Here is a 22,126-nt window from a genome sequence, read left to right as displayed (position 1 = left end):
CGGGAGGACAGCCCCGGCGTCGCGTATTTGGACATACACGAGTCGGGGATCCCGGACCGAGGGGGCGTCTGAGGTTCCGCTACCCGCATCGCTACTCAAGGTGAGCCCTGGAACTGCTTTTGAGGGTGGCGAGACCCTGCGCGACGAGCGGTGTTACCAGGGCGCCGACGTGGTTGAAGCCCTCGCCGACGGTCTGGTTGTGGATGAAGCGGTAGTGGATCCCCTCCAGGATCACGGCGATCTTGAAGAACCCGAACGCCAGGTACCAGTCCATTTCGGACAGATCGGTGCCGCTGCGTTCGGCGTAGCGGTCCAGCAGCTGCCGGGCGGTGGGGAAGCCGTACTCGGGGCCGACGCCCTTGGCGATGGGGTTGTTCTCGACGCCGTTGAAACCTTCCCAGTACACGGCGAGCAGCCCGAGGTCGGTGAGCGGATCGCCGATGGTGGCCATCTCCCAGTCCAGGACGGCCCGGATGCGCTGGTCGTCGCCGACGATCACGTTGTCCAGCCGGTAGTCGCCGTGCACGATGCCGGTGCGCGGCGTGCCGGGGACGGCGCCGGCCAGCCGGGCGGCGAGCTCGTCGATGCCGTCGATGTCGCGGCTGTGCGAGGCGGCCAGCTGCTTGCTCCAGCGGCGCACCTGCCGTTCCAGGAATCCTTCGGGGCGGCCGAACTCGCCCAGCCCGACGGACCCCGGATCGATCGAGTGCAGGTCGGCGAGCACGTCCATCAGCTGCCAGGCCAGCTCGATGCGCTGCTGCGGCGCGAGCTGCTCGGTCAGCTTCGGCGTGCGGTAGACGGTGCCCGGCACGTACTCCATCACGTAGAACGGGGCGCCGATGACGTCCTCGTCCTGGCACAGCAGATGGGTCTCGGGCACCGGCACGGGCGTGCCCGCCAGCGCGGACATCATCCGGAACTCGCGGCTCATGTCGTGCGCGGTGGCCAGCACATGGCCCAGCGGCGGGCGGCGCACCACCCAGCGGTTCGCGCCGTCGCCGACGAGGTAGGTCAGGTTCGACCGGCCGCCTTGGACGAGTTCGCCGGTCAGCGAGCCGTCGACCAGGCCGGGCAGCTCGGCGTCGAGGTGCGCGCGCAGCCGGTCCAGGTCGAGGCCGGGCAGCTCGCCGGGCGACGGTTGGGCGTTCATGAACTCTCCTTGCTTTGCGGGGCGTTCCGGCCCAGGGCCGGGACGAGCTCGGTGAGCCGGGCGAGGGTCGCGTCGACGTCGGTGTGCAGCACCGCGTGCAGTCCGAGCCGCTCGGCGGCTGCCACGTTCGGGGCGCCGTCGTCGACGAAGACTGCTTCGCCGGCGGTGAGGCCGAGCCGGTCCAGGGTCAGTTCGTAGATGCGGGGATCGGGCTTGCGGAGTCCTACCTCGCCGGAGATCACCGTGCACTCGAAGAGCCCGTCGAGCAATTCCCAGGGGTAGTTGTTGCCCCAGCTGTTGGACAGCAGCGCGGTCCGCACGCCGCAGTCGCGCAGCCGGCGCACCAGGTCGAGCATGGCGGGTTCGCTGCGCATCCGCGCGAACATCCGCCCCATCAGCCCGTCGGGCGCGACCGGTCCGTCGTCGACGGTGCGCAGCCGCTTCGCCAGGGTGCGGTCGAACTCGTCCGCGGTGATCTCGCCGGTCTCCAGCTGGTGGATCGGGGTGCCCGCGGGGGCGTTGCGGGACAGCCAGTCCTTGATCGCTGCGGAGAACGTCTCCGGGCGGATCCGCTCGTGCTCGGTCCAGGCCCGGATGGCGGTGCGGCCGGGCGTGGTCAGCACGCCGCCGTAGTCGAAGATCGCCGCCCGGATCTCCGGGATCGCGTCGCTGGAACCCATGCCCAGGACCGTACCGACTAGACGGTATGTGCGCTAGACCCCGGTGCTCACCTCGGGCGGTGTTCCGCGAAATCCGGGCGAGCAGTTCCGCTGTGATCAGGAGGCGATCACTGCGGGCTGTGCCGTCGGTGTCGTCAGAGTTGGGGCGCGATCGAGAGGACCAGTTTTCCCCGGACGTGTCCCTGGGCCGACAGGTCCTGAGCTGCGGCGATCTCTGCGAGCGGGAAGGTCTGCGCGATCGGGATCCGGACCTTTCCGCTGGCGACCGCATCGATGACGTCCTGCAGGGCGTGGTCGAAGCCCGGTTCGAGGCCCGTGACGAGGATGCCGCCCAGGCCGGGGAACGTCGGGTCGACCAGGGTCACGACCGGCGCGGTCGCAGTGGAGATGCCTCGCAGCTGGGCGTACTTGTTGCCGGTGACCAGATCGAAGGCGGCGTCGAAGGGACGGGAGGCCGCTTCCGCTGCGCGGGCCTCCCAGCCGGGGCCGTAGCTGATCGGCCTGGCGCCGAGATCGGCCAGGTGCTCGTGGTTTCGCGCCGACGCGGTGCCGATGACGGTGGCGCCGCGGGCGATGGCGAGCTGGGTCAGGAAGGTGCCGACGCCACCGGATGCGCCGTCGACGAGGATGAGGTGGCCGCTCGCGACGTTCGCCAGGCCGAGCGCGCGCACTGCCGTGGTGCCACCGACGCCGATCGTGGCCGCGGTTTCCAACGAGACGCTCGCAGGCACTTTTACCAGCGCCGCGGCGTAGGTGACGACGAACTCGGCGGCGGCGCCGGCGGGGGACAGGCCGGCGACCCGGTCGCCGACCGCGAATCCGGTGACACCTTCGCCGATCGCGTCGACGACGCCGGCGACGTCCATGCCGGCGATCGCGGGCGCCGAAAGCGGCGTGCCGTCGCCGAGCAAGCCGCTGCGCATCTTCGAATCCACCGGATTCACGCTCGAGTACGCGACGCGAACCCGCACCGTTCCAGGCTCCGGCGTGGGCGTCGGGACCTCGGCGATCTGCAGCACGCTGCTGTCGCCGTACTCCTGGTAGATGGCTGCCTTGGGCATGCGGGCTCGACCTTTCTCGGCTGGGCGTTCGTACGGGGCGGTGGGACCACCGGGCGCGGTCCCCGCACCCGGTGGTCCCGGCATTGCTAGTGGCCGGGCATCGGCGGGCCGGCCGTCCAGCCGCCGTCGACGGCGAGCTCCGCGCCGGTCGTGTAGCTCGCGCTGTCGCCGAGCAGGTAGGTGATCGCTCCGACGAGTTCGTCGGGACGGCCGACCCGTCCGGCCGGGGCGCTGGGGAAACCGCCTTCGTCGATGCTGATCCCGGTCGGGGCGGTCATGGGGGTGAGCACCATGCCCGGGTGCACCGAGTTCACCCGGATGCGTTCCGGCGCGAGCTCGACGGCGCTGAGCTTCGTCATGCCGCGCACCCCCCACTTGGCCGCGCCGTACGCACCGGTCAGCTCCATGCCCACCAGGCCGGCGGCCGACGAGATGTTGACGATCGACCCGCCGTGGGCCCGCCGCATCGCCGGAACCACGGTCTGGATTCCGATGTGGACGCCGACGAGATTCGTCTGGATGATGCTCTGGAAGGTGTCGAGCGGCTCGTCGACGAGCCGGACCCCGGATGCGACCGCCCCGGCGTTGTTCACCAGCCCGGTCACCGAGCCGAATGCTTCCTCGGTCGCCGCGACGATCGCCTGCCAGGACTCGGGATCGGTGACGTCGAGGTGCATCGAGCGGGCGGCATCGCCCAGGTCGGCAGCCACGGCCGCAGCCTCGGCTTCGAGGATGTCGCCGATCATCACCTCGCCGCCCGCCGCCACGATCCCGCGCGCGAAGGCTTCACCGAGCCCGCGGGCACCACCGGTGACGATGACGACCTTGTTCGACAAATCCATGATTTCCTACTTCGTTGCAATCCGTGCGGCGCCGGGCGGCGTCGCGGTCTGGGGTTCGGCGAGCGGGCCGAACATGACGGCGGCTGCGGCGCGGGCTGCGGCCGCCAGCGGGGTTCCGTCCCGGATCGAATGTTCGAGAGCCACGATCGTCAGCAGTGCTGCCTGCCCGCACACCACGGTGGTGCGCAAGTCGCCCTCCGGTGCGCCGAGCAACGCAGCCACGCTCGGCCTGAGCAGGTCGGTGATCTCGTAGGTGGCCTGCAGCCAAACCCGGCGCAGGACATCTTCGGTGAAGACCACCGCCATGAGCGCGCGTGCCTCTTCGTCGGTGCTCGTCGAGAAGGCCAGGTCGAAGGCCCGGAGGATCGCATCGGCCAGGCCGGTGCCCGGCGGTTGCGCGGTGAGCGCGTCGGCGAACGCCCGGCTGCCCTCGTCGAAGACCGGCCGCAGGCAGTCCTCCTTGGTGGGGAAGTACCGGTAGAAGCTCCGCTGGGACATCCCGGCCGCCTCCGCGAGCCGCGCCACGGTGGGCGACGAATCGCCGGCCTCGGCGAAGACCTCTGCGCAGCGACGAGAGATCGCCAGCAGTTCGTCCCGATCAAGAGCCTGCCTTGCCATGCAGTCCATCGTAGCCCTTAATGGCAGAAACTGCCATTAAGGCGTTGATGCTGGTCGAACGCGTGATCGGGACGCCGGCCAGCGCGATCACCGATCGCCTTCGGTCGCTGAGCACATCGGTGCTGCTCGTCTAGGGTCGCGGCATGGACTGGCGGGCGGAAGTGCTGGATCAGCTCGACTTCTACTGGACGATGTGGCGCCCCGGCCTCGACGGCCTGACCGACGAGGAGTACTTCTGGGAGCCGGTCGCCGAGTGCTGGTCGCTGCGGCAGGTGGACGACGGCTGGGCGATGGACTTCGGCTACCCGGAGCCGGTGCCGCCGCCGTTCACCACGATCGCCTGGCGGCTCGGCCACATCTCCGGGCACGTCTTCGCGATGCGCGCCAGCAACCACTTCGGCGACGCCTCGTACCGGATGGACGACCACGACTACCCGGGCACCGCGGCGGCGGCGCTGTCCTACTTGGATGAGCAGAAGGCGTTGTGGCGCAACGGGATCGGCGCGCTCGACGCCGAGGGCTGGGAGAAGCCGGTCGGTCCGGCGGAGGGGCCGTTCGCCGATCGCAGCTACGTAGCGCTGGCGCTGCACCTCAACCGGGAGCTGTTCCACCACGGCGCCGAGGTGAGCCTGCTGCGCGACCTCTACCGCGCCTCGGCGGGCCGAAGCTTCACCTGAACCAGCCCAATTTTAGGCAAAATCGGAAACCCGAGCCCAGGCCGGGTCGCCCCGAGGTGCCACCCCGCCGGATCCAGGATTTCCCGATTTTAGGCAAAATTGGAAATCTTGATCTGCGCATCGTGCGTGGTTCGCGTCAAGCGGTGGTTTCGAAGGCGGTCCGGATCCGGGCCGCGAGGTCCAGGAGTTCGGCCGGGGTCGACGTGGTGAACTGCAGGTCCACGAACGCGTCGTCGATGCCCAGCTCCGCCACCTCGTGCAGGTAGTCGACGAGCTGCTCGACCGGGCCGACCCCAGGTTTCGCCGTCACCGCGGCGTGGACCGCGGCGTGGACCGCGGCGTTGATGCGCAGGGCGGTGGCGATCGGTCCGCGCCCGGCGTCCCGCGCCTGGTCGGCGATGCTCGCGAGCGCGCCCCGCAGTGCCTCCGCCGGCAGTGCCACGCCGAGCCAGCCGTCCGCGCGGCGACCGACGCGCCGGAACGCGGCGGGGGAGCGTCCGCCCAGGTAGATCGGCAGGTGCTGCTGCACCGGCTTGGGCCCGAAGTCGCCGGGGCTGATGGTCCAGAACCTGCCGTCGTGCTGCACGGGGTCGGCCGCCCAGAGGCTTTCCAGCACGTCCAGCGTCTCGTCCAGCCGGGCGCCGCGTTCCCGCCACGGCACCGCGACGGCGTCGTACTCGTCGCGCGACCAGCCGAGCCCGAACCCGGCGATGACCCGGCCGTCGCTGAGCCGATCGAGCCCGGCGAGGCTGCGGGCGAGGTGGATCGGCGGGTGCAGCGGGGCGTTGAGCGTGCTGGTGCCCAGCCGCGGGCGCGTGGTGGCGCTCGCCGCGAGGGTCAGCACGAGCATCGGGTCGAGGCCGCTGCGGAACTGCTCGGGCATGGTGCCGCCCGGGTACGGCGTGCTCGGGGCGGTGGCGGCGTGCACGCGTTCGCCGGTCCAGAGGCTTTCGAAGCCGAGCGCTTCGGCTTCGGCCGCGATCGCCGGTACCAGGGTCGGGTCGGCGAAGGGGCCGAATTGGGGGAGGGCGAGTCCGAGACGCATGGGAAATCCTCCTGACGATCCGGGATGGGGCTGGTCGGAACGGGTGCACCGGGTCGGCGTTCGGGTGAGCGCGCGCCGCGAACCACGGCCTTGCCCCGGGTGAGCGTGTAACTACCACCAATGGAGCTCCGCGATCACGCAGGGTCGCGAATCGCGCCGCTCGCGCTTCGCCGGAACACGCATGTCGCAACGCGATCCAGCTCGTCGGCGGTTGCGCGCGGAGCCGGGGACAGCGGGCTGTGGTGCTCGGTGCGGGCTGTGAATTCCGTGAAAAGCTTTCGCGTTGACGCCGAGTTTACTCGTCAGTAAGTATTTCGGTCGCCGCGCGGCTCGCCCCCTTTCGTTCACCGATTCTGCGAGGTGAGGCCAATGAAGTCCCTTCTTCGTGGTAGACGCGCCGCCATCACCGCGGCGGTCGCCGCGGCCACGGCGCTCGCGTTGACCCCCCAAGCCATGGCCGCCGCATTCGACATCAACTTCGACTGCGCCGGCGACTCCCCGGTGGGAGAGCAGAAGTTCACCCTGCAGCAGCCCGCCGACGTCACCGCGCCGGCCTCGGTCGCTCCCGGCGGGGCGCTGGACGTCGTGATCGACCCGGGCCCGAACGCCGTGCCCGCCGAGGTCAACGGGTACACCGTGAAGCGGATCGAGGGCATGGACCTGAAGATCCCGATCCCGGCGAACTCCGCGTTCGTCTCCGCGGACCTGACGGGCGGCTCCGGCCTCGGGCCGAACCCGCCGACGTTCACGGTGGACGGCAACGTCGCCACGATCCACCTGGACGGCCCGATCGCCGGCGGCTCGGAGTTCGAGCTGCCCACCGTGACCGCACACCTCACGGCCGGTGATTCCGGCGCGATCGAGACGAAGCTGCACGGCACCAGCCACGACGACCCGGGCCTCACCTTCACGGCCGTGGTGGGGTCGATCATCGGCGACCAGAACGTGCCGTCGCGGTGCTTCCCGAACCCCAACCCGGTCCTGACCACCACGACGATCGGCTGACCCTGCGATGCGACGGCCTGCCCACCTCGGCGACGGAGGCGGGCAGGCCGTTCCGCATCAGCCCCGCCTGGTGATCAGGTGGGTGGCGAGGCCGGCGAGCAGGCCCCAGAACACCGAGGCGATGCCGAAGGCGGTCACGCCCGAGGCCGTCACCAGGAACGCGATCAACGCGGCGGTGCGGCTGCCCGGGTCCTCGGTTGCCTTGGCCAGCGAACCGCCGATGGTGTCCAGCAGTCCGATCCCGGCGAGCGCGGTGACCAGTGCGAGCGGGAACGCGGCGATGAGGCTGCCGAGCATCGCCCCGAAGATCCCCAGAAGCAGGTAGCAGACGCCCGAGGCGATGCTGGCCTTGTAGCGCTGCGCCGGGTCCTCGTGCGCGTCGCGGCCCATGCACAGCGCGGCGGTGATCGCCGCGAGGTTGATGCCGAAGCAGCCCAGCGGCGCCAGCACCACGTTCACCGCCCCGGTCCAGGACAGGATCGGCGAGACCGGCGTCGAGTAGCCGTGGGCGCGCAGCGTCACCATTCCCGGCAGGTTCTGCGAGGTCATGGTGATGACGAACAGCGGAACGGCCAGGCTGATCGTGGCGTGCAGCGACCAGCTCGGCCAGGTCCACACCGGCGTGGCGAGCGCGAAGCCGACGCCGTCGAAGTGCAGCGAGCCCTGGAAGGCGGCGAACACCACGCCGATCACGAGCGCGATGAGTACCGCGTACCGGGGCAGCAGCCGCTTGCCGAGTAGGTAGCCCACCAGCATCGCCAGCACCAGCCAGAACTGGGTCTGCATGGTGGTGAACAGGCCGAGCCCGAACTGCAGCAGCACGCCGCCGAGCAGCGCGGATGCGATCGACGACGGGATCAGGTTGACCGCCCGCTCGAACCAGCCGGTGAGCCCGACGAGCACCGTCAACGCCGCGGCGATCAGGAATGCGCCGACGGCCTCCGCCATCGAGGTACCTTGGCCGCTCGTGGCCAGCAGCGCGGCGCCGGGCGTGGACCAGGCCAGCACGACCGGCGCGCGGTAGCGGAGGGACAGCGCGATCGACGTGACGCCGATGCCCGCGCCGAGAGCGAGGATCCACGAGCCGATTTCCGCGGGGCCCGCGCCGAGGGTCCGCGCGGCTTGGAAGACGATGGCAGCGGAGCTCACCACGCCGACCAGCGTGGTGATGGCGCCGGAGACCACTGTGGACATCGGCGGGGCGGTCGGGAGCTGTTGCCGCAACTGCACTTAGGGCTTCCGTTCTGTTTATGGAACGACGCGATGTTAGGAGGAAGCGGTGGAGCTGGTCAAGGTGGTCGGCGCGAACCTGCGCGCCGCTCGGGCACTGCGCGGCCTGTCGCTGTCCGAGACCGCCCGCCGGGCCGACATCGGCAAGGGCACGCTCTCCGAGTTGGAAGCGGGCCGGCGCAACCCGACGCTGGAGACGCTCTACGCGCTGGCGACGGTGCTCGACGTGCCGCTGGGGTGGCTGCTCGTCGCGGAGTCCGGGGCCGTCGCGGAGCCGACGGTGGTGGTCAGCCGGGCCAGTGGCTCGGACCTCTCCGGGCGGACGGTGGACGTGCAGCTGATGGACCGGGTGTTCAGCGGCGGCCAGCAGCTGGAGGTGTACCGGCTGCACGTGCGCGCCGGAAGCCGGTACGTCTCGGCCGCGCACCGGCCGCGCGTGATCGAGCAGCTCCTGGTGCACTCCGGAACCCTGGTCGTCGGTCCGGAATCCGCGCCGGAAACGCTCGGTCCTGGCGACTACATCCGCTTCGACGGCGGTGTCGATCACGTGTACCAAGCGCTAGAAGTCGATGCCACCGCGACGCTCGTCATGCGCTACGTCGAGGAGGCCTGAAGCATCCGGTTTCGCGCGCGTCTTGGGGCGCGCCGGCGTTGGGTGGATGAAGTGAACGGACTGTTCGCCTCGCCTAGTGGGACGAACGAGCCGTTCGCTCCACATCGAGCGGCGAGATAGATCGGAGTGAGCACTCACTTCGCCCTTGACGGAGTGAGTGCTCACTCCGTAGCTTGGTGGCATGGCGGAAACGAAGACGCGGCGCAGGGCGCCGGGAATGAGTCCGGAAGAGCGGCGGGCGATGATCATCGCGGCGGCCGTGCCGCTCGTCGCGGAGTACGGGGCGGCCGTGACGACGAGCCGCATCGCGCGGGCCGCGGGGATCGGTGAGGCGACGATCTTCCGTGTCTTCGCGGACAAGGACGAGCTGCTGGGGGCGTGCGTGGCGGAAGCCGTCCGGCCGGACCACGTGGTCCGGGAGATCGGCTCGATCTCGATCGACGAGCCGTTGGCGCAGCGGCTCGGCGATGCGGCCGACGCGCTGGCCGCGCACCTGGAGCGGATGGGCGCGGTGGTCGGATCCCTGCACGCCTCCGGGCAGTTGCGCGGGCGCGGAGAGCCGCCGAAGCACGACGACCGGGCGGAATCCATGCGGCAGATCCGCGAGGCGATGGCCGACCTGTTCGAGCCGGAGCGGGAGTCCTTGCGGCTGCCGCCGGAGAAGCTGGCGGCGATGTTCCTCGGGCTGCTGTTCGTGCGGCCGCGGATGGGGGAGCACGACGCCCTGGACACCGCCGAGATAGTCGAGGTCTTCCTGCGCGGAGCGATCGAGGAGGCGAAATGACGGTCACCCTGAACCACACCATCGTCCCGGCGCGGGACAACGACGCGGAGGCGGACTTCTTCGCCGGGATCATGGGCCTGCGGCGCCTGCAGCCGGACGGCATCGACGGGAAGTTCGCGCCGGTCGCGGTCAACGACTCGCTGACCCTGCAGTTCATGACCCTGCCGGAGCCCGAACCGCACCACCTCGCGTTCGACGTGGAACCGGCGGAGTTCGGCCAGATCCTCGCGCGTCTGCAGGCGCGAGGCGTGCCCTACGGCAACAGCCCGCGCGATCCCGCCAACGGCCGCACCGACCACCCGCTGTGCCCCCGCGGCCTGTTCTTCACCGACGGAACCGGGAACCTCTACGAGGTGATGACCAAGGCGTGAACGCCGAAGGTCCCTCCGGGACGGGGGACCGGAGGGACCTTCGGCACGGCCGGGCACGAAGTCGAGATTCGGGGAACGACCTGGACGTCCGGTCCCGGCCGGGGTCTCCGCAGTTTCAATTGAAACCGTGGTTCCGGCGCCGGCACCCGGGGTGATCACAGTTTCAATTGAAACTGTGATCCACCGGATGCCGGGAACCTCAGCGGTTGTCCTCCTTGAGCATGTCGGAGCACTTCTCGCCGATCGCCATCGTCGTGATGTTCGGGTTCACCGCCACCAGGAACGGCATCGCCGAGGCGTCCGCCACGCGCAGGCCCTGCACGCCCTTCACCCGCAGGCGCGGGTCCAGTGGCTTCGTCGGGTCGCCCTCGGCGCCCATCGGCACCGACGCCGACGGGTGGTAGACGGTGTTGTGGGTGCGCTTGATGTAGTCGGCGATCTCGTCGTCGGTGCGCACGTCCGGGCCGGGGAACAGCTCGGCGCCCGCCCAGTCCTGCATCGCCGGCTGCGCCACGATCTTGCGCGCCAGCTTGATGCCCTCGGTCATCACCCGCATGTCGTGCGGATCGGTGAAGTACCGCGGGTCCACCTTCGGCTTGTCCCGGAAGTCCCGGCTGCGCAGCCGGACCGTGCCCGTGGACCGGGCGCGGGTGACGTTCGGGGTCAGGCAGAAGCTGTTCTCCGAGGTCGGGTAGCCCTGGCGCACGGTGTGCATGTCGAAGGGCACCGAGCCGTAGTGGAACATCAGGTCCGGGCGGTTCAGGCCCGGCTCGGTGGTGGTGAAGATGCCGATCTCCCACCACTGCGTGGAGTCGGTGACCATCGGCTGCTTGGCGTCCCAGCTGATCACGCCCTCCGGGTGGTCCTGCAGGCTGGAGCCGACGCCGGGGGAGTCGACCAGCACGTCGATGCCGAACTCCCGCAGGTGCTCGGCGGGCCCGATGCCGGAGAGCATCAGCAGCTTCGGGGTGTCGATGGCGCCGGCGGACAGCACCACCTCGCGGCGCGCGGTCACCGTGCGGGTGTGGATCAGGTCCGCGTCCAGGTACTGGACGCCGGTGGCCCGGGTGCCGTCGAAGGTGATCTTCTTGGCCCACGCCTGAGTGCGGATCTCCAGGTTCGGCCGGTCCAGGTTCGGGTGCAGGTAGGACACCGACGACGAGGACCGGGTGCCGTCCTCCCGCGCGTTGATCTGGAACCAGTTGGCGCCGTGCAGCACGGTCTTGCCGGAGTTGAACTCCGTGGTCGGGATGCCCTCCTGGGCGCAGGCCTCCAGCAGCGCGACGCCGCACGGGTCCGCCGGCGGGACGCTGCGGATGGTCACCGGGCCGCTGCGGCCGTGGTGCTCGCCCGGCCCGTCGTTGGTCTCCAGCCGCTTGTACAGCGGGAAGATGTCCTTGGCACCCCAACCGGTGGCACCCATCGACTCCCACTCGTCGAGGTCCTCGGCCGGGGCCCAGAACGCGATGCAGGAGTTGTGCGAGGAGCAGCCGCCGAGCACCCGGGCCCGCGCGTGCCGCATGAACGAGTTGCCATTGGCCTGCGGCTCGATCAGGTAGTCCCAGTCGTAACCGGACTCCAGCAGCGCCATCCAGCGCTTGAGCTCCAGGATCGCCTTGTCGTCGACGTCGGACGGCCCGGCCTCCAGCAAGCACACAGTGACGTCCGGGTCCTCGGACAACCGCGCGGCGACCGCTGCGCCGGCGCTGCCGCCGCCCACCACGACGTAGTCGAACTGGTCAGTCATGGATCGAAACTCCGTTTCCGCTCAGGCAACCGGGCTGGTCGTGTTGTCCGAAGTGGACCGGGCTGCGTGGTCTGCGAGCACGCCGACCTTGTGGCGTTGGACGAACCAGTAGTACGCGAACCCGCCGACCGCCGCGACTCCGACGAACAGCACCGAGCTGTACTGCAGGTACCAGTGGTAGGGCGGCTCGGCGTTGTAGACCTCGCGGCGCGGCCAGGCCAGGTTGATCGTCATGCCCACGCCCCAGAGCACGGCCAGGACGTTGATCGGCAGGCCGAGCTTGCCCAGGCTGAACCGGCCCTGCCGCTTGGCCTCGTCCCGCGGCACCGACCACTTGCCGCGCAGCCGCGCGACCAGCATCGGCACCGTGACCAGCAGGTACGAGATGTAGATCAGGATGATCGCCAGGCTGGTGACCGCGGTGAAGATCTGCGGCTGCCCGACGTTGACCACCAGCAGCGCCACCGCGAGCACGCCGATGACCACGGCCGGCACGATCGGCGTCTGGAAGCGCGGGCTCACCCGCGCCAGCAGCGAACCGGCGGGCAACGCGTTGTCGCGGGCCATCGCGAAGGCGATCCGGATCGCCGCGGTGTGCACCGCCAGCACGCAGACCGTGATCGCCACGAAGATCGACAGCAGGAACAGCCGGCCCACCAGCGGGCCCAGCGCGTCGTTGAGCACGAACTGCAGGCCGCTCTCGGCCAGCTGCGGCGCCGAGAAGTCCTTGGTGGCCATCAGGCCGAGCAGGATGATCAGCCCGCCGAGGATGAACGAGGCGATCAGCGCGCGCAGGATCGCCTTGGGCGCGTTGCGGTGCGGGTCGATGGATTCCTCGCCCAGCGAGGCGGCGGTGTCGAAGCCGTACATCACGTACGACGAGGCGATCCCGGCGACGAGGAACGCGCTCAGGTAATTGCCGCCGAAGGCGGACTCGGTGCCGTTGGTGTCGAACACGACCGTCGGCGGGTTCACCACGACCAGCGCCAGCGCGACGATCAGCAGCACCGCGGCGATCAGCTCGATGAACACCCCGGCGCTGTTGATCCGGGCCATCAGCTTCACGCCGAAGGCGTTGACCATCGTGGTGAACAGGATCAGCACCAGGGCCAGCATGATGCCGTTGACGGCCTGCTCGGTGCTGGTGCTCCCGTCGCCGACGAACTGGAAGCCGGACCAGATCTGCGGCAGCGTGTTCTGGTAGGCCAGCGCGGTGGCAGAGATCGACACGATGGAGGCCAGCAGCATCATCCAGCCGGCCAGCCAGCCGACGTGCTGACCGCCCAGCTTCTTCGCCCAGTTGTAGATGGAACCCGCGATCGGGTACCGGGATGCCAGCTCGGCGAAACTCAACGCCACGAGCAACTGCCCGACGAATACGATCGGCCAGGACCACCAGTAGGCGGGGCCACCGAAGGACAGGCCGAAGTAGGACAGTTGGAAGGTGCCGGTGAGCACCGAGATGTAGCTGATCCCGGCGGCGAAGGTGGAGAATCCACCCAGGCTTCTCTTCAGTTTGTTGGTGTAGCCGAACTCGTTGAGCTCGGCGTCGTAATTGGGCGCGCTCATGCCCCGAACTCCTTTCCCGATCTCCCCGCCCGCGGGATGCGGGGAGGGGAACGAATCGGGTGGTTGTTTTGCGTCGCGCGAAGAACACCGCCTACGCCGGCGGTTTCGAGCAAAGCGCGGCCCGACGGGCCGCGCCGTTCCCGCGGCGGTGGCTCGTCACCGCCGCGGGGAGAGGGAATTCCTCCTTATTCTCCGGAGAACCAGTTCTGGGGCGCGGGCCGCAGATTCTGGTAGACGTGCTTTGCTTCCTGGTACTCGCCGAGGCCGGCGCGGCCGAGTTCGCGGCCGACGCCGGACTGCTTGAAGCCGCCCCATTCGGCCTGCGGCAGGTAGGGGTGGAAGTCGTTGATCCAGATGGTGCCGTGCCGCAGCCGGTTGGCCACCCGCTGGGCCTTGCCCGGATCGCCGGTGAACACCGCGCCGGCCAGGCCGTAGTAGGTGTCGTTGGCGATGCGCACCGCGTCGTCCTCGTCGGTGAAGCGCTCGACGGTCAGCACCGGGCCGAAGGACTCCTCGTTGACCGCGTAGCTGCCCTGCTTCACCTCGTCGAGCACGGTCGGCAGGTAGTAGTGACCGTTGGCGTAGCGCTCGCCCTCGGGGCGGCGGCCGCCGGTGCGCAGCACGGCGCCTTCGGAGACCGACTTGGCCACGTAGTCGTCCACCTTCTTCAGGTGCGCGGCGGAGATCAGCGGCCCGGTCTCGGCGTCGGAGTCGAACGGCCCGCCGATGCGGATCAGCTCGGCGCGGCGGACGATCTCGTCCACCAGCGCGTCGTGCAGTTCGTCTTGCACGATCAGGCGCGCCCCGGCGGAGCAGACCTGCCCGGAGTGCAGGAAGATCGCGGTCAGCGCGTAGTCCACCGCGGTCTCGAAGTCGGCGTCGGCGAACACGACGTTCGGGTTCTTGCCGCCGAGTTCCAGCGCTACCTTCTTCACCGTCGCCGCCGCGGCGGCCGAGATCTTGCGGCCGGTGTGCAGGCCGCCGGTGAACGACACCAGGTCGACGCCGGGGTGCTCGGCCAGCACCGAGCCGACCTCGGCGCCGGTGCCCAGCACGAGGTTGCCGACCCCGGCCGGCAGCCCGGCCTCGGTCAGCGCCCGCATCAGCAGGATCGAGGTGCTGGGGGTGAGCTCGCTGGGCTTGAGGACGAAGGTGTTGCCCGCCGCGATCGCCGGGGCGACCTTCCAGGCCACCTGCAGCAGCGGGTAGTTCCAGGGCGTGATCATGCCGCACACGCCGATGGGCTCGTACTGCACGCGGCTGATCGCGTCCGGCGAGCCGGTGTCGACGAGGTGGCCCGCGTCGGTGCCGGCGATCTTGCCGAAGTACCGGAAGCACGCGGTGATGTCGTCCATGTCGAATTCGCTCTCGACCAGCCGCTTGCCGGTGTCCAGCGATTCGGCGCGGGCGAACTCCGCCTTGTCGCGCTGCAGGATGTCGCTGACCCGCAGCAGCAGGTCGCCGCGCTCCCACGGTGAGGTGCTCGCCCAGGCGCCGTCGTCGAAGGCGCGGCGTGCGGCGGCGATGGCCCGCTCGGCGTCGGCCGGCCCGGCCTCGGCGACTGTGGCCACCAGCGAGCCGTCGGCGGGGCAGCGGATCTCGCGGGTGCGGCCGTCGGCGGCCGACGCCCACTCGCCATCGATGAACAGCGAGGCTGTCGAATTCTCTGCTTGCGACATGGCTCGTTTCCCCGTGATGTCGATTGTGCTTTTCGCGCCGGAACCGCACCGCTGCGCACTTCTGGTACCGGCGTGCACATTGCCGCGATCCGATTCGCTCCGCCACACTAAAACGCGTTCGTCGATTGCGCCGCCGGTAAGCGCGGGCGGCGCGCTATTCGCCGAATGAGGACCGATCGACCCGCGAGTTGCGGAATTCACCTCCTGGCGGTCCATTCGGTGGCGGGTTAACGCGTGTGTCCCGGCGCAGTGCCGCGGAAGACCCTAACACCGGTCCTGTACATCTGTACATCATCGGGGTTGCAGCCCAGGGATGAATCATCGAAAAAGGCATGATGAACAGGCGGAACGCCGTAGCGGTGACCTGGACCGCATCGCGCGGGGTGGGCGACATGGCACGCTGGACGCCGTTGTGGAGTTCACGGGAGGAACGCCGAAGCGAATGTCGACCACCCAGCCCGCGCCCGCCCGCCGCAAGGACCCGGCCCGCCGCGAGCGCATCGCCCGCGCCGCGATCACGGTCGTCGCCGAGCGAGGGGTGGAGAAGCTCACGCACCGTGCCGTCGCAGCAGCAGCGGGTGTTCCGCTCGGGTCGACCACCTACTACTTCGCGACGCTAGACGACCTGCTGGCCAGCGCGTTGCGGCAGGCCGCCGAGGACGACGTCGAGCACCTGCGGCAGTGGGCCGGGCTGCTGGAGCGCGGCGGCGATCTCGCTGTCGCGCTGACCGACCTGGTGCTGCACTACCTCGGCCCGGCCCGGGCGCAGACCGCCGTCGAGCACGAGCTCTACATCGCCTCGCTGCACAAGCCGGCGCTGCGCGGCGTCAGTCAGGAATGGGACACCGCGCTGGCCGAGCTGTTCGCCTCCTACACCGATCCGTCCACCGGGCGTGCATTGTCCGTTCTGTTCTGCGGTTTGCTGTTGCAAGGCATCGTCCGGGAATCGGTGCCGAGCCGAGATGAAATCGAGACGATATTTCGCCGGGTGCTCGGCCCGGGCGCGAAAACCTGATTCCAGCAGGTAATTCCGCCCTGGTGACCGGATGGTCAACATCCGATGACCGTTGCATTGCACCGGATTCCGGGCAGTTGATCTCGATCGCCGCTGCGGGCGACAATGGTCGCAGCGATCCGTGGCACCTCGCGTTCGCGCGGTTCTCCGCCGGATTTCAGCCCGGCGGAGCACATCGCGAGGACGTTCTCCGGGTGTACAACGGACTTGCCGCGTCGGGGCGTGGCTCGCTCCCAGCAAAGTTGATCAATCGAGCGGGGTGAGACCGTGGGGCACATCGAAGACCGCGAACTGGTGCCGCTGAAGTCGGATTTCGACACTGTGTGGTACGGGTTCCGTCGATCGCAGGTGAAGTTCTACATCCAGCAGACCGAGAACGAGATCAGGCTCATCACGGAGGACCGGGATTCGGCGCTCAGCCAGGTCGGCGACCTGTCGAAGCAGCTGGACCAGGCGCGAGCCGAGATCGAGTCGCTCAAGGTGCAGCTCGACGAGCAGGCGCGCACGCCGATCGACGCCGCCGCGTTGACCGACCGGTTACGCCGGATGGTCCGGCTCGCGCAGGACGAGGCGAACGAGGTGGTCGCCGCCGCGCAGGCCGCGTCCGAGCACGAGTGGGCGCGCTCCGAGCAGGCCGCCGCCGAGCTCCGGGAACGCTACGAGAAGCTGGTTGCGGAGGCCGACGAGTGGCGCCGCCAGTCCGAGCAGCAGCGCGGCGAGATGCTGGCGCGCACTCGTGAAGAGGTCCAGGCGATGGCGCGCGAGGCGGAGCAGTGCCGCCGCCGGCTGGACACCGAGGCCGAGGAGCGGCGCACCCAGGTCGAGTACGACTTCGAGGTGTCGATGGCGGCGCGCCGCGAAGAGGCGATGCGCATCCAGGCCGAGCGCGAGCAGAAGAGCCGCGATGAGGCGCAGCGGCGGGTCCGCGAAGCGACCGCCGAGGCCGAGCGGCGGATGCGCGAGGCGGACGAGTACGCCGAGTCGATGCTGCGGATGCGGCAGGACGTCGCGGAGCGGGTCCGGGCTGCGCAGCAGGTGCTGGCGACGGCGGAGCCGCTCCTGGCGGCGACGGAGGCCGGCGCGGCGAGCGCGGAGGCGGACGGTTACGTCGCCGAGGTGGTCCACAGTGGACAGGTGCCGTCCGGCGAGTTGAGCGTGCCCAAGCAGCGCGACGAGGAGCCGGTGCCGCAGGAGGCGGACGCCGCCGCCACGGCCTGACCGGGTGCAGGAGCGAACGGCCCGTTCGCGCCGTCTAGCGGGGTGAACAGGCCGTTCGCCGCTGCCTGCTCGCGGCGGGCCTGCCGTCAGCCGCCCCAGTTGTGCCAGGAGGTCACCTCGATCCAGCCGCTGATCCGCGGCCGGTCGCGGACCGGGTACTGCTCGCCGGTGTAGTGCCGGGCCAGCCGGTCGATGTCGGTCAGGTCGGGGTCGTCCTCCAGGGCGATCACCCGGCCGCGCAAGCTGATGTGCCGGTACCAGTTCTCGCCGTCCAGCACCGTCAGCGACACCCGCGGATCGGCCCGGAGGTGCTTCAGCCGCGCGCGGCCCGCGTCCATGTTGACCAGCACCTTCCCGCCGTCCCAGAGGTACCAGGTGGCCACCGAGACCGGCGCGCCCGCGGTGTTGACGGTGGCGATCACGGCCGGGTTCGGGCGCGACAGCAGCTCCTGCAGGTCCGGCGGCAGGTCTTCCTTCGGCATCGGTTCTTCCTTCCGGGAGGCGGTTCTCGTCACCTGCCGCGAGGATTCCAGCTGGCGCAGCGGGAAACGGCGAGAACACGCCGCGGTCTTCCCGCTGCCGCCCGGTGGAACTAGGTTCGGCCTGATCTCGGGCCCAGCAGGAGGCGGAATGAACTGGCGCGGTCTGGTCACCTTCGCGGTGGTGTGCGGGATGTTGCTCGTCGGGGCACCGGTGGGCGCGGCCCCGCCGGACGACATTCGGGAACGGCTGGCGGCGGTGCCCGGGCTGACCGTCGTCGGCGAGCGGCCCACCGAGCCGGGATTCCGGCTGTTCGACCTGACCTTCACGCAGCCCGATGACCACCGGCACCCGGAAGCCGGGCAGTTCCAGCAGCGCCTGACCCTGCTGCACCGCGACCTCGACCGGCCCACGGTGCTCTACACGAGCGGGTACGAGCTGCCGGGCCGGACCGCCCGCACCGAGCCGACGCGGCTGGTCGACGGCAACCAGGTCGACCTGGAGCACCGGTTCTTCACCCCGTCCCGGCCCGAGCCCGCCGACTGGGACGACCTGGACATCTGGCAGGCGGCCACCGACCAGCACCGGGTGATCGCCGCGCTGAAGTCCGTCTACCAGCGGGAATGGCTGACCACCGGCGCCAGCAAGGGCGGCATGACGGCCGTCTACCACCGCCGGTTCTACCCCGACGACGTGGCGGGGACGGTGGCCTACGTGGCGCCCAACGACGTCGACAACGACCGCGACAGCTACGACGAGTTCCTGGCCTCGGTCGGCACCGACCCGGCCTGCCGCGGTGCTCTGCTCGCGGTGCAGCGCGAGGCGCTGGTCCGGCGCGACGAGATGGTCGCGAAATTCCGCGCCTACGCCGACGCCGAGGGGCTGACCTTCGACCGGATCATCGGCGACATCGACCGGGGCCTGGAGATGGTCGTGCTCGACGCGCCGTTCGCGTTCTGGCAGTACCGCGGCCAGCAGGACTGCGGCAAGGTCCCGGCGACCACCGCGAGCACCGACGAGATCTACGCGTTCTTCGACGAGACCGTGCAATTCTCCTTCTACACGGACCAGGGCATCGAGCCGTACGCGCCGTACTACTTCCAGGCGGGCACCCAGCTCGGCTGGCCCGCCGTCTCGGACGAGCCGCTCGCCGACCTGCTGCACCACCGCGAGCTCAGCCAGCCCCGCAACCTGGTGTCGCGCGACATCCCGATGCGCTTCGAGCCGGGTGTGATGCGGCAGATCGACGCGTGGGTGCGCAGCAGGGGAGCGGAGCTGATGTTCGTCAACGGCGAGCGCGACCCGTGGAGCGCGGAACCCTTCGAACTCGGCCGGGGCACCGCCGACTCCTACAGCTACCTGGTGCCGGGCGGCAACCACGGGGCCAAGATCGAGGGCCTGCCCGATCAGCAGCGAGTCGAGGCGGAAGCGGCGGTCCGCCGCTGGGCCGGCGTCCAGGCACCCGCCCGCGTCCTCACCCCGCTCGACGCGGAACCCGCGATGCAACGCCCGATCTGACGCGAGACGGGCGCCTAACCGGCCCGGTTGGCGCCCCTCACGCTTCGCTCGACCGCGTGCGGCGGCCGGCGAGGGAGTCGTAGACGCGCATCAGGAACTTGTGCGTCGGGCGCTCGACGACGCGGGTGAGCGCCCAGCCCAGCGCCGTGCCGGTGACCAGCATCGCGGCGGTCTGCAGCAGCGGGTCGACGCCGATCTCGTCGAGCTTCTTCAGGACGATGTAGCCGACGGTCTGGTGCACCAGGAACACGCCGTAGGAGATCCCGGCGAACCACGTGATCCGGCCGGCCAGCCAGCCCGGGACGAACCGGTTCCAGTCCGGCCCGAAGGCCGTCAGCGCCACCACGACCATGCCGATGCACACCGCGACCGTCGAGCCCCAGTCGGCGATCAGGCCCTCCGGCGTCTCGCTGTAGTTGTGCAGCGCCTGGCCGAGCATGCAGGCCGCCAGCATCGCCGCGAAGTGCAGCAGGTGGATGCGCCGCGTCGACCACAGCCAGATCGCCACCCCGGCGACGAACAGGTGCCAGCGGTGCACGCCGATGCCGTCGACGATCGTGCGGTACAGCTCGGACTTGTCGGCGACCCGGATCGGCCACTGCGCGATCGGCACCAGCACGGCCGCCCACAGCACCGCGATGATCCGCCGCCCGTGCCCCCACCTGGTGCGGAACAGCAGCGCGGCCGCGGTGAAACCCATCAGCTGCAGCGGGACCGTCCAGTGCGATCCGTCGATGAACCAGTAGTCCGCCGGTTTCCAGTTCCACAGCATCAGCAGGTTCCACCAGAGATCGTTGAAGCTCGGGTAGAACCAGCCCTCGATCGCCGCCCAGCGCATCACCGCGAAGATCACCACCACCGCGCCGAGGAACGGCGGCAGCAGCCGCGCGATGCGGCCCCACCAGTAGCGCAGCACGGAGCCGCGGCCGATGGTCACGCAGGCGAAGTACGCCGAGATCACCAGCAGCAGGCTCGCGCCGACCTGGTAGGGGAAGACGAGGTCTCGCGGCGTCATCTCGGGGTGCAGGAAGGTGCTGAGGAACGTCGAGTGGTAGAGCATGACGAGCACCACGCAGCCGGTGCGCACCACGTCCCAGCTGATCTTGCGAGTGCTCCGGCCCGAGGTTTGACGGGTTCTCGCAGTAGTCATCTCGGGCACGCCCGCCACCGTACCAGGGAGTTTTGTCTGATTATTACCGGATTCTGATCGGTTTGATCACGACGAGCACCGGTTCGTCGGATCGCTGTCGGGTTGGTCACGACTTCCGAGCCACGGCGGCGTAGCCGAGCGGCACCGCCGGCTGCAGGTCCAGATCGCCCCGCTCCGGCCGCCACTGCGCGATCGGCACCACGCCCGGATCGACCAGGTCGAGGCCGGTCAGCAGGGCCTCCAACTCGGCTCGGCTGCGCAACGTCCCGGGATGCAGGTCGGTCGGCAGCAGGTCGAACACGGCTCGCATGATCTCCGGCGCGTGGTCGGCCGTCAGGTGGGTCAGCGCCACGAACGAGCCGGGCGCGAAGGACTCCAGGTAGGCGCGGACCAGGGCGGACGGGTCGTCGTGGTCGGGAACGTGGTGCAGCACCGCGAACATCAGCACCGCCGTGGGCTGGTTGCGGTCGAGCAGTCGCCGGACGTCGGTGGCGGCCAGCACCTCGTCGATGTCGCGCAGGTCGGCTTGCACGATGGCGGCGTTCGGGTTGCCTTCGAGGACGAGTTCGCCGTGCGTCACGGCGACCGGCTCGCTGTCGACGTAGACCACCCGCGCGGTCGGGTCGAGCCGCTGGGCCAGCTCGTGCGGAGTGCCGATCGACGAGATGCCGCAGCCGACGTCGAGGAACTGCCGCACACCCTGGGCCAGGCACATCCGGACCACCCGGTGCATGCAGGCGCGGTTGGCCAGCACGCTCAGCCGCATGTCCGGGGCCACCGCCAGCACGCGTCGGCCCAGCTCGCGATCCACGGCGAAGTTGCTGCCGCCACCCAGGAAGAAGTCGTACACCCGGGCGCCGCTGGGGCGGTCCGGGTCGAGCTCCTGCGGGAGCTGGCCGTGTTCCGACATGATGCCTCCGGGTAACCGTGCAGGAAGCGGAGAGTAGTCGTCCGAACATCGGCCGAACAGGGTGAAACGTGATCGAGCACACCACGGTCGGGTCATTGACCTTCAGCGCGCTTGAGGTTTGAGACTTTCGTCGATCGCAGAAGATCAGCGGAAGGGATGGGGACAATGGCGCAGCAGTACGTGTTGCCGGAGTTGGATTACGACTACGCGGCGTTGGAGCCGGCGATCGCCGGTGAGATCAACGAGTTGCACCACAGCAAGCACCACGCGGCGTACGTCAAGGGCGCCAACGACACGGTGGAGAAGATCGCCGAGGCGCGGGAGAAGGGTGACTTCTCCTCCATCGTGGGGCTGGAGACCACGCTGGCGTTCAACCTGGCGGGGCACTCGCTGCACCTGGTGTGGTGGAAGATCCTCTCGCCCAATGGCGGGGACAAGCCCACCGGCGAGCTGGCGGCGGCCATCGACGAGGACTTCGGTTCGTTCGACAAGTTCCGCGCCCAGCTGGAGGCCGTGTCGACGACGATCCAGGGCAACGGCTGGGGCGTGCTGGCGTGGGATCCGGTCGGTCAGCGGCTGATCACCCAGCAGCTGCGTGATCACCACTCGAACCTGTCGATCGCGACGACGCCGCTGCTGGTGTTCGACATCTGGGAGCACGCGTACTACCTGCAGTACCGCAATGTGAAGGCGGACTACGTCAAGCACCTGTGGAACGTCGTCGACTGGGACGAGGTTTCCAAGCGCTTCGCCGACGCCCGCGC

General features: G+C 69.7%; 22 protein-coding genes. 9 read left to right on the top strand and 13 right to left on the bottom strand.

What is annotated here, in order from left to right; translation table 11 throughout:
* Window positions 1-91: 91 nt before the first annotated feature.
* The 5 genes from BLW84_RS32080 to BLW84_RS32060 form a co-directional block, all read right to left on the bottom strand.
* Window positions 92-1,150, bottom strand: coding sequence for a phosphotransferase family protein (locus BLW84_RS32080; RefSeq protein WP_093273115.1), 1,059 nt, complete (start codon window positions 1,148-1,150; stop codon window positions 92-94).
* Window positions 1,147-1,830: an HAD family hydrolase gene (locus BLW84_RS32075; protein WP_093273112.1), complete on the bottom strand. Its 684-nt coding sequence runs from the start codon at window positions 1,828-1,830 to the stop codon at window positions 1,147-1,149. The genes BLW84_RS32080 and BLW84_RS32075 overlap by 4 nt, the downstream gene beginning before the upstream one ends.
* A 134-nt stretch (window positions 1,831-1,964) precedes the next feature.
* Window positions 1,965-2,891 carry an NADP-dependent oxidoreductase gene (locus BLW84_RS32070; RefSeq protein WP_093273109.1) on the bottom strand — a complete coding sequence of 309 codons (927 nt, stop codon included), beginning with the start codon at window positions 2,889-2,891 and terminating at the stop codon, window positions 1,965-1,967.
* A gap of 86 nt (window positions 2,892-2,977) precedes the next feature.
* Window positions 2,978-3,733 (bottom strand): glucose 1-dehydrogenase, encoded by a 756-nt coding sequence (locus BLW84_RS32065; RefSeq protein WP_093273107.1) that lies wholly within the window; start codon window positions 3,731-3,733, stop codon window positions 2,978-2,980.
* Window positions 3,734-3,739: 6 nt separating this feature from the next.
* Window positions 3,740-4,351, bottom strand: a complete 612-nt coding sequence (locus tag BLW84_RS32060; RefSeq protein WP_177226800.1) for a TetR/AcrR family transcriptional regulator — start codon at window positions 4,349-4,351, stop codon at window positions 3,740-3,742.
* Between the two features lie 143 nt (window positions 4,352-4,494).
* Here BLW84_RS32060 and BLW84_RS32055 point away from each other — a divergent pair, with 143 nt between their 5' ends.
* Window positions 4,495-5,028, top strand: coding sequence for a DinB family protein (locus BLW84_RS32055; protein ID WP_093273104.1), 534 nt, complete (start codon window positions 4,495-4,497; stop codon window positions 5,026-5,028).
* Between the two features lie 136 nt (window positions 5,029-5,164).
* On the opposite strand, the gene BLW84_RS32050 is transcribed toward BLW84_RS32055, so the two are convergent.
* Window positions 5,165-6,073: a TIGR03619 family F420-dependent LLM class oxidoreductase gene (locus tag BLW84_RS32050; RefSeq protein WP_093273101.1), complete on the bottom strand. Its 909-nt coding sequence runs from the start codon at window positions 6,071-6,073 to the stop codon at window positions 5,165-5,167.
* 369 nt (window positions 6,074-6,442) lie between these two features.
* Here BLW84_RS32050 and BLW84_RS32045 point away from each other — a divergent pair, with 369 nt between their 5' ends.
* Window positions 6,443-7,078, top strand: a complete 636-nt coding sequence (locus tag BLW84_RS32045) for a cyclase (RefSeq protein ID WP_093273099.1) — start codon at window positions 6,443-6,445, stop codon at window positions 7,076-7,078.
* Between the two features lie 57 nt (window positions 7,079-7,135).
* Here BLW84_RS32045 and BLW84_RS32040 read toward each other — a convergent pair whose 3' ends face one another.
* Entirely contained in the window at window positions 7,136-8,308 is a 1,173-nt protein-coding gene (locus BLW84_RS32040) for a benzoate/H(+) symporter BenE family transporter (protein ID WP_245761531.1), read from the bottom strand.
* Window positions 8,309-8,357: 49 nt separating this feature from the next.
* On the opposite strand from BLW84_RS32040, the gene BLW84_RS32035 reads away from it, so the two are divergent.
* The 3 genes from BLW84_RS32035 to BLW84_RS32025 all read left to right on the top strand — a co-directional run bounded on the left by BLW84_RS32035 (window position 8,358) and on the right by BLW84_RS32025 (window position 10,076).
* A complete protein-coding gene (locus BLW84_RS32035) occupies window positions 8,358-8,921 on the top strand; it encodes a helix-turn-helix domain-containing protein (protein WP_093273098.1) in 564 nt (187 codons plus the stop codon).
* 217 nt (window positions 8,922-9,138) lie between these two features.
* Entirely contained in the window at window positions 9,139-9,705 is a 567-nt protein-coding gene (locus tag BLW84_RS32030) for a TetR/AcrR family transcriptional regulator (RefSeq protein ID WP_218157559.1), read from the top strand.
* The gene (locus BLW84_RS32025) at window positions 9,702-10,076 is read left to right on the top strand and encodes a VOC family protein (RefSeq protein ID WP_093273093.1); all 375 of its coding nucleotides are present in this window, start codon (window positions 9,702-9,704) and stop codon (window positions 10,074-10,076) included. The genes BLW84_RS32030 and BLW84_RS32025 overlap by 4 nt, the downstream gene beginning before the upstream one ends.
* 199 nt (window positions 10,077-10,275) lie before the next feature.
* On the opposite strand, the gene BLW84_RS32020 is transcribed toward BLW84_RS32025, so the two are convergent.
* From BLW84_RS32020 to BLW84_RS32010, 3 genes are all read right to left on the bottom strand, one after another.
* Window positions 10,276-11,823, bottom strand: a complete 1,548-nt coding sequence (locus tag BLW84_RS32020; protein ID WP_093273090.1) for a GMC family oxidoreductase — start codon at window positions 11,821-11,823, stop codon at window positions 10,276-10,278.
* 21 nt (window positions 11,824-11,844) lie between these two features.
* Entirely contained in the window at window positions 11,845-13,392 is a 1,548-nt protein-coding gene (locus tag BLW84_RS32015) for an APC family permease (protein WP_093273087.1), read from the bottom strand.
* 185 nt (window positions 13,393-13,577) lie between these two features.
* Complete coding sequence (locus BLW84_RS32010) at window positions 13,578-15,071, bottom strand: aldehyde dehydrogenase family protein (RefSeq protein WP_093273085.1); 1,494 nt, start codon at window positions 15,069-15,071, stop codon at window positions 13,578-13,580.
* Window positions 15,072-15,513: 442 nt separating this feature from the next.
* Between BLW84_RS32010 and BLW84_RS32005 the strand changes: the two genes are divergently transcribed.
* Both BLW84_RS32005 and BLW84_RS32000 read left to right on the top strand, forming a co-directional pair.
* Window positions 15,514-16,086: a TetR/AcrR family transcriptional regulator gene (locus BLW84_RS32005; protein ID WP_093273083.1), complete on the top strand. Its 573-nt coding sequence runs from the start codon at window positions 15,514-15,516 to the stop codon at window positions 16,084-16,086.
* Window positions 16,087-16,353: 267 nt separating this feature from the next.
* A complete protein-coding gene (locus BLW84_RS32000; RefSeq protein WP_177226799.1) occupies window positions 16,354-17,304 on the top strand; it encodes a coiled-coil domain-containing protein in 951 nt (316 codons plus the stop codon).
* Window positions 17,305-17,390: 86 nt separating this feature from the next.
* Here the strand turns inward: BLW84_RS32000 and BLW84_RS31995 are convergent, their stop codons facing one another.
* The gene (locus tag BLW84_RS31995; RefSeq protein ID WP_093273078.1) at window positions 17,391-17,786 is read right to left on the bottom strand and encodes a PPOX class F420-dependent oxidoreductase; all 396 of its coding nucleotides are present in this window, start codon (window positions 17,784-17,786) and stop codon (window positions 17,391-17,393) included.
* A 148-nt stretch (window positions 17,787-17,934) separates the two neighbouring features.
* On the opposite strand from BLW84_RS31995, the gene BLW84_RS31990 reads away from it, so the two are divergent.
* A complete protein-coding gene (locus tag BLW84_RS31990) occupies window positions 17,935-19,302 on the top strand; it encodes a S28 family serine protease (protein WP_093273075.1) in 1,368 nt (455 codons plus the stop codon).
* 37 nt (window positions 19,303-19,339) lie between these two features.
* On the opposite strand, the gene BLW84_RS31985 is transcribed toward BLW84_RS31990, so the two are convergent.
* Both BLW84_RS31985 and BLW84_RS31980 read right to left on the bottom strand, forming a co-directional pair.
* The gene (locus BLW84_RS31985; protein WP_093273190.1) at window positions 19,340-20,452 is read right to left on the bottom strand and encodes an acyltransferase family protein; all 1,113 of its coding nucleotides are present in this window, start codon (window positions 20,450-20,452) and stop codon (window positions 19,340-19,342) included.
* Window positions 20,453-20,558: 106 nt separating this feature from the next.
* Window positions 20,559-21,362: an SAM-dependent methyltransferase gene (locus BLW84_RS31980; RefSeq protein ID WP_093273072.1), complete on the bottom strand. Its 804-nt coding sequence runs from the start codon at window positions 21,360-21,362 to the stop codon at window positions 20,559-20,561.
* Between the two features lie 165 nt (window positions 21,363-21,527).
* On the opposite strand from BLW84_RS31980, the gene BLW84_RS31975 reads away from it, so the two are divergent.
* Window positions 21,528-22,126, top strand: a 599-nt coding sequence (locus BLW84_RS31975) for a superoxide dismutase (protein WP_093272153.1), incomplete at its 3' end; no start/stop codon positions are given.

Origin of the sequence: Saccharopolyspora shandongensis, assembly GCF_900106995.1 — a bacterium.
In the GTDB taxonomy this organism is placed as follows: domain Bacteria; phylum Actinomycetota; class Actinomycetes; order Mycobacteriales; family Pseudonocardiaceae; genus Saccharopolyspora; species Saccharopolyspora shandongensis.
The sequence above is the reverse complement of the archived record's forward strand: the minus strand, read 5'-3'. Positions and strand labels throughout refer to the sequence as shown.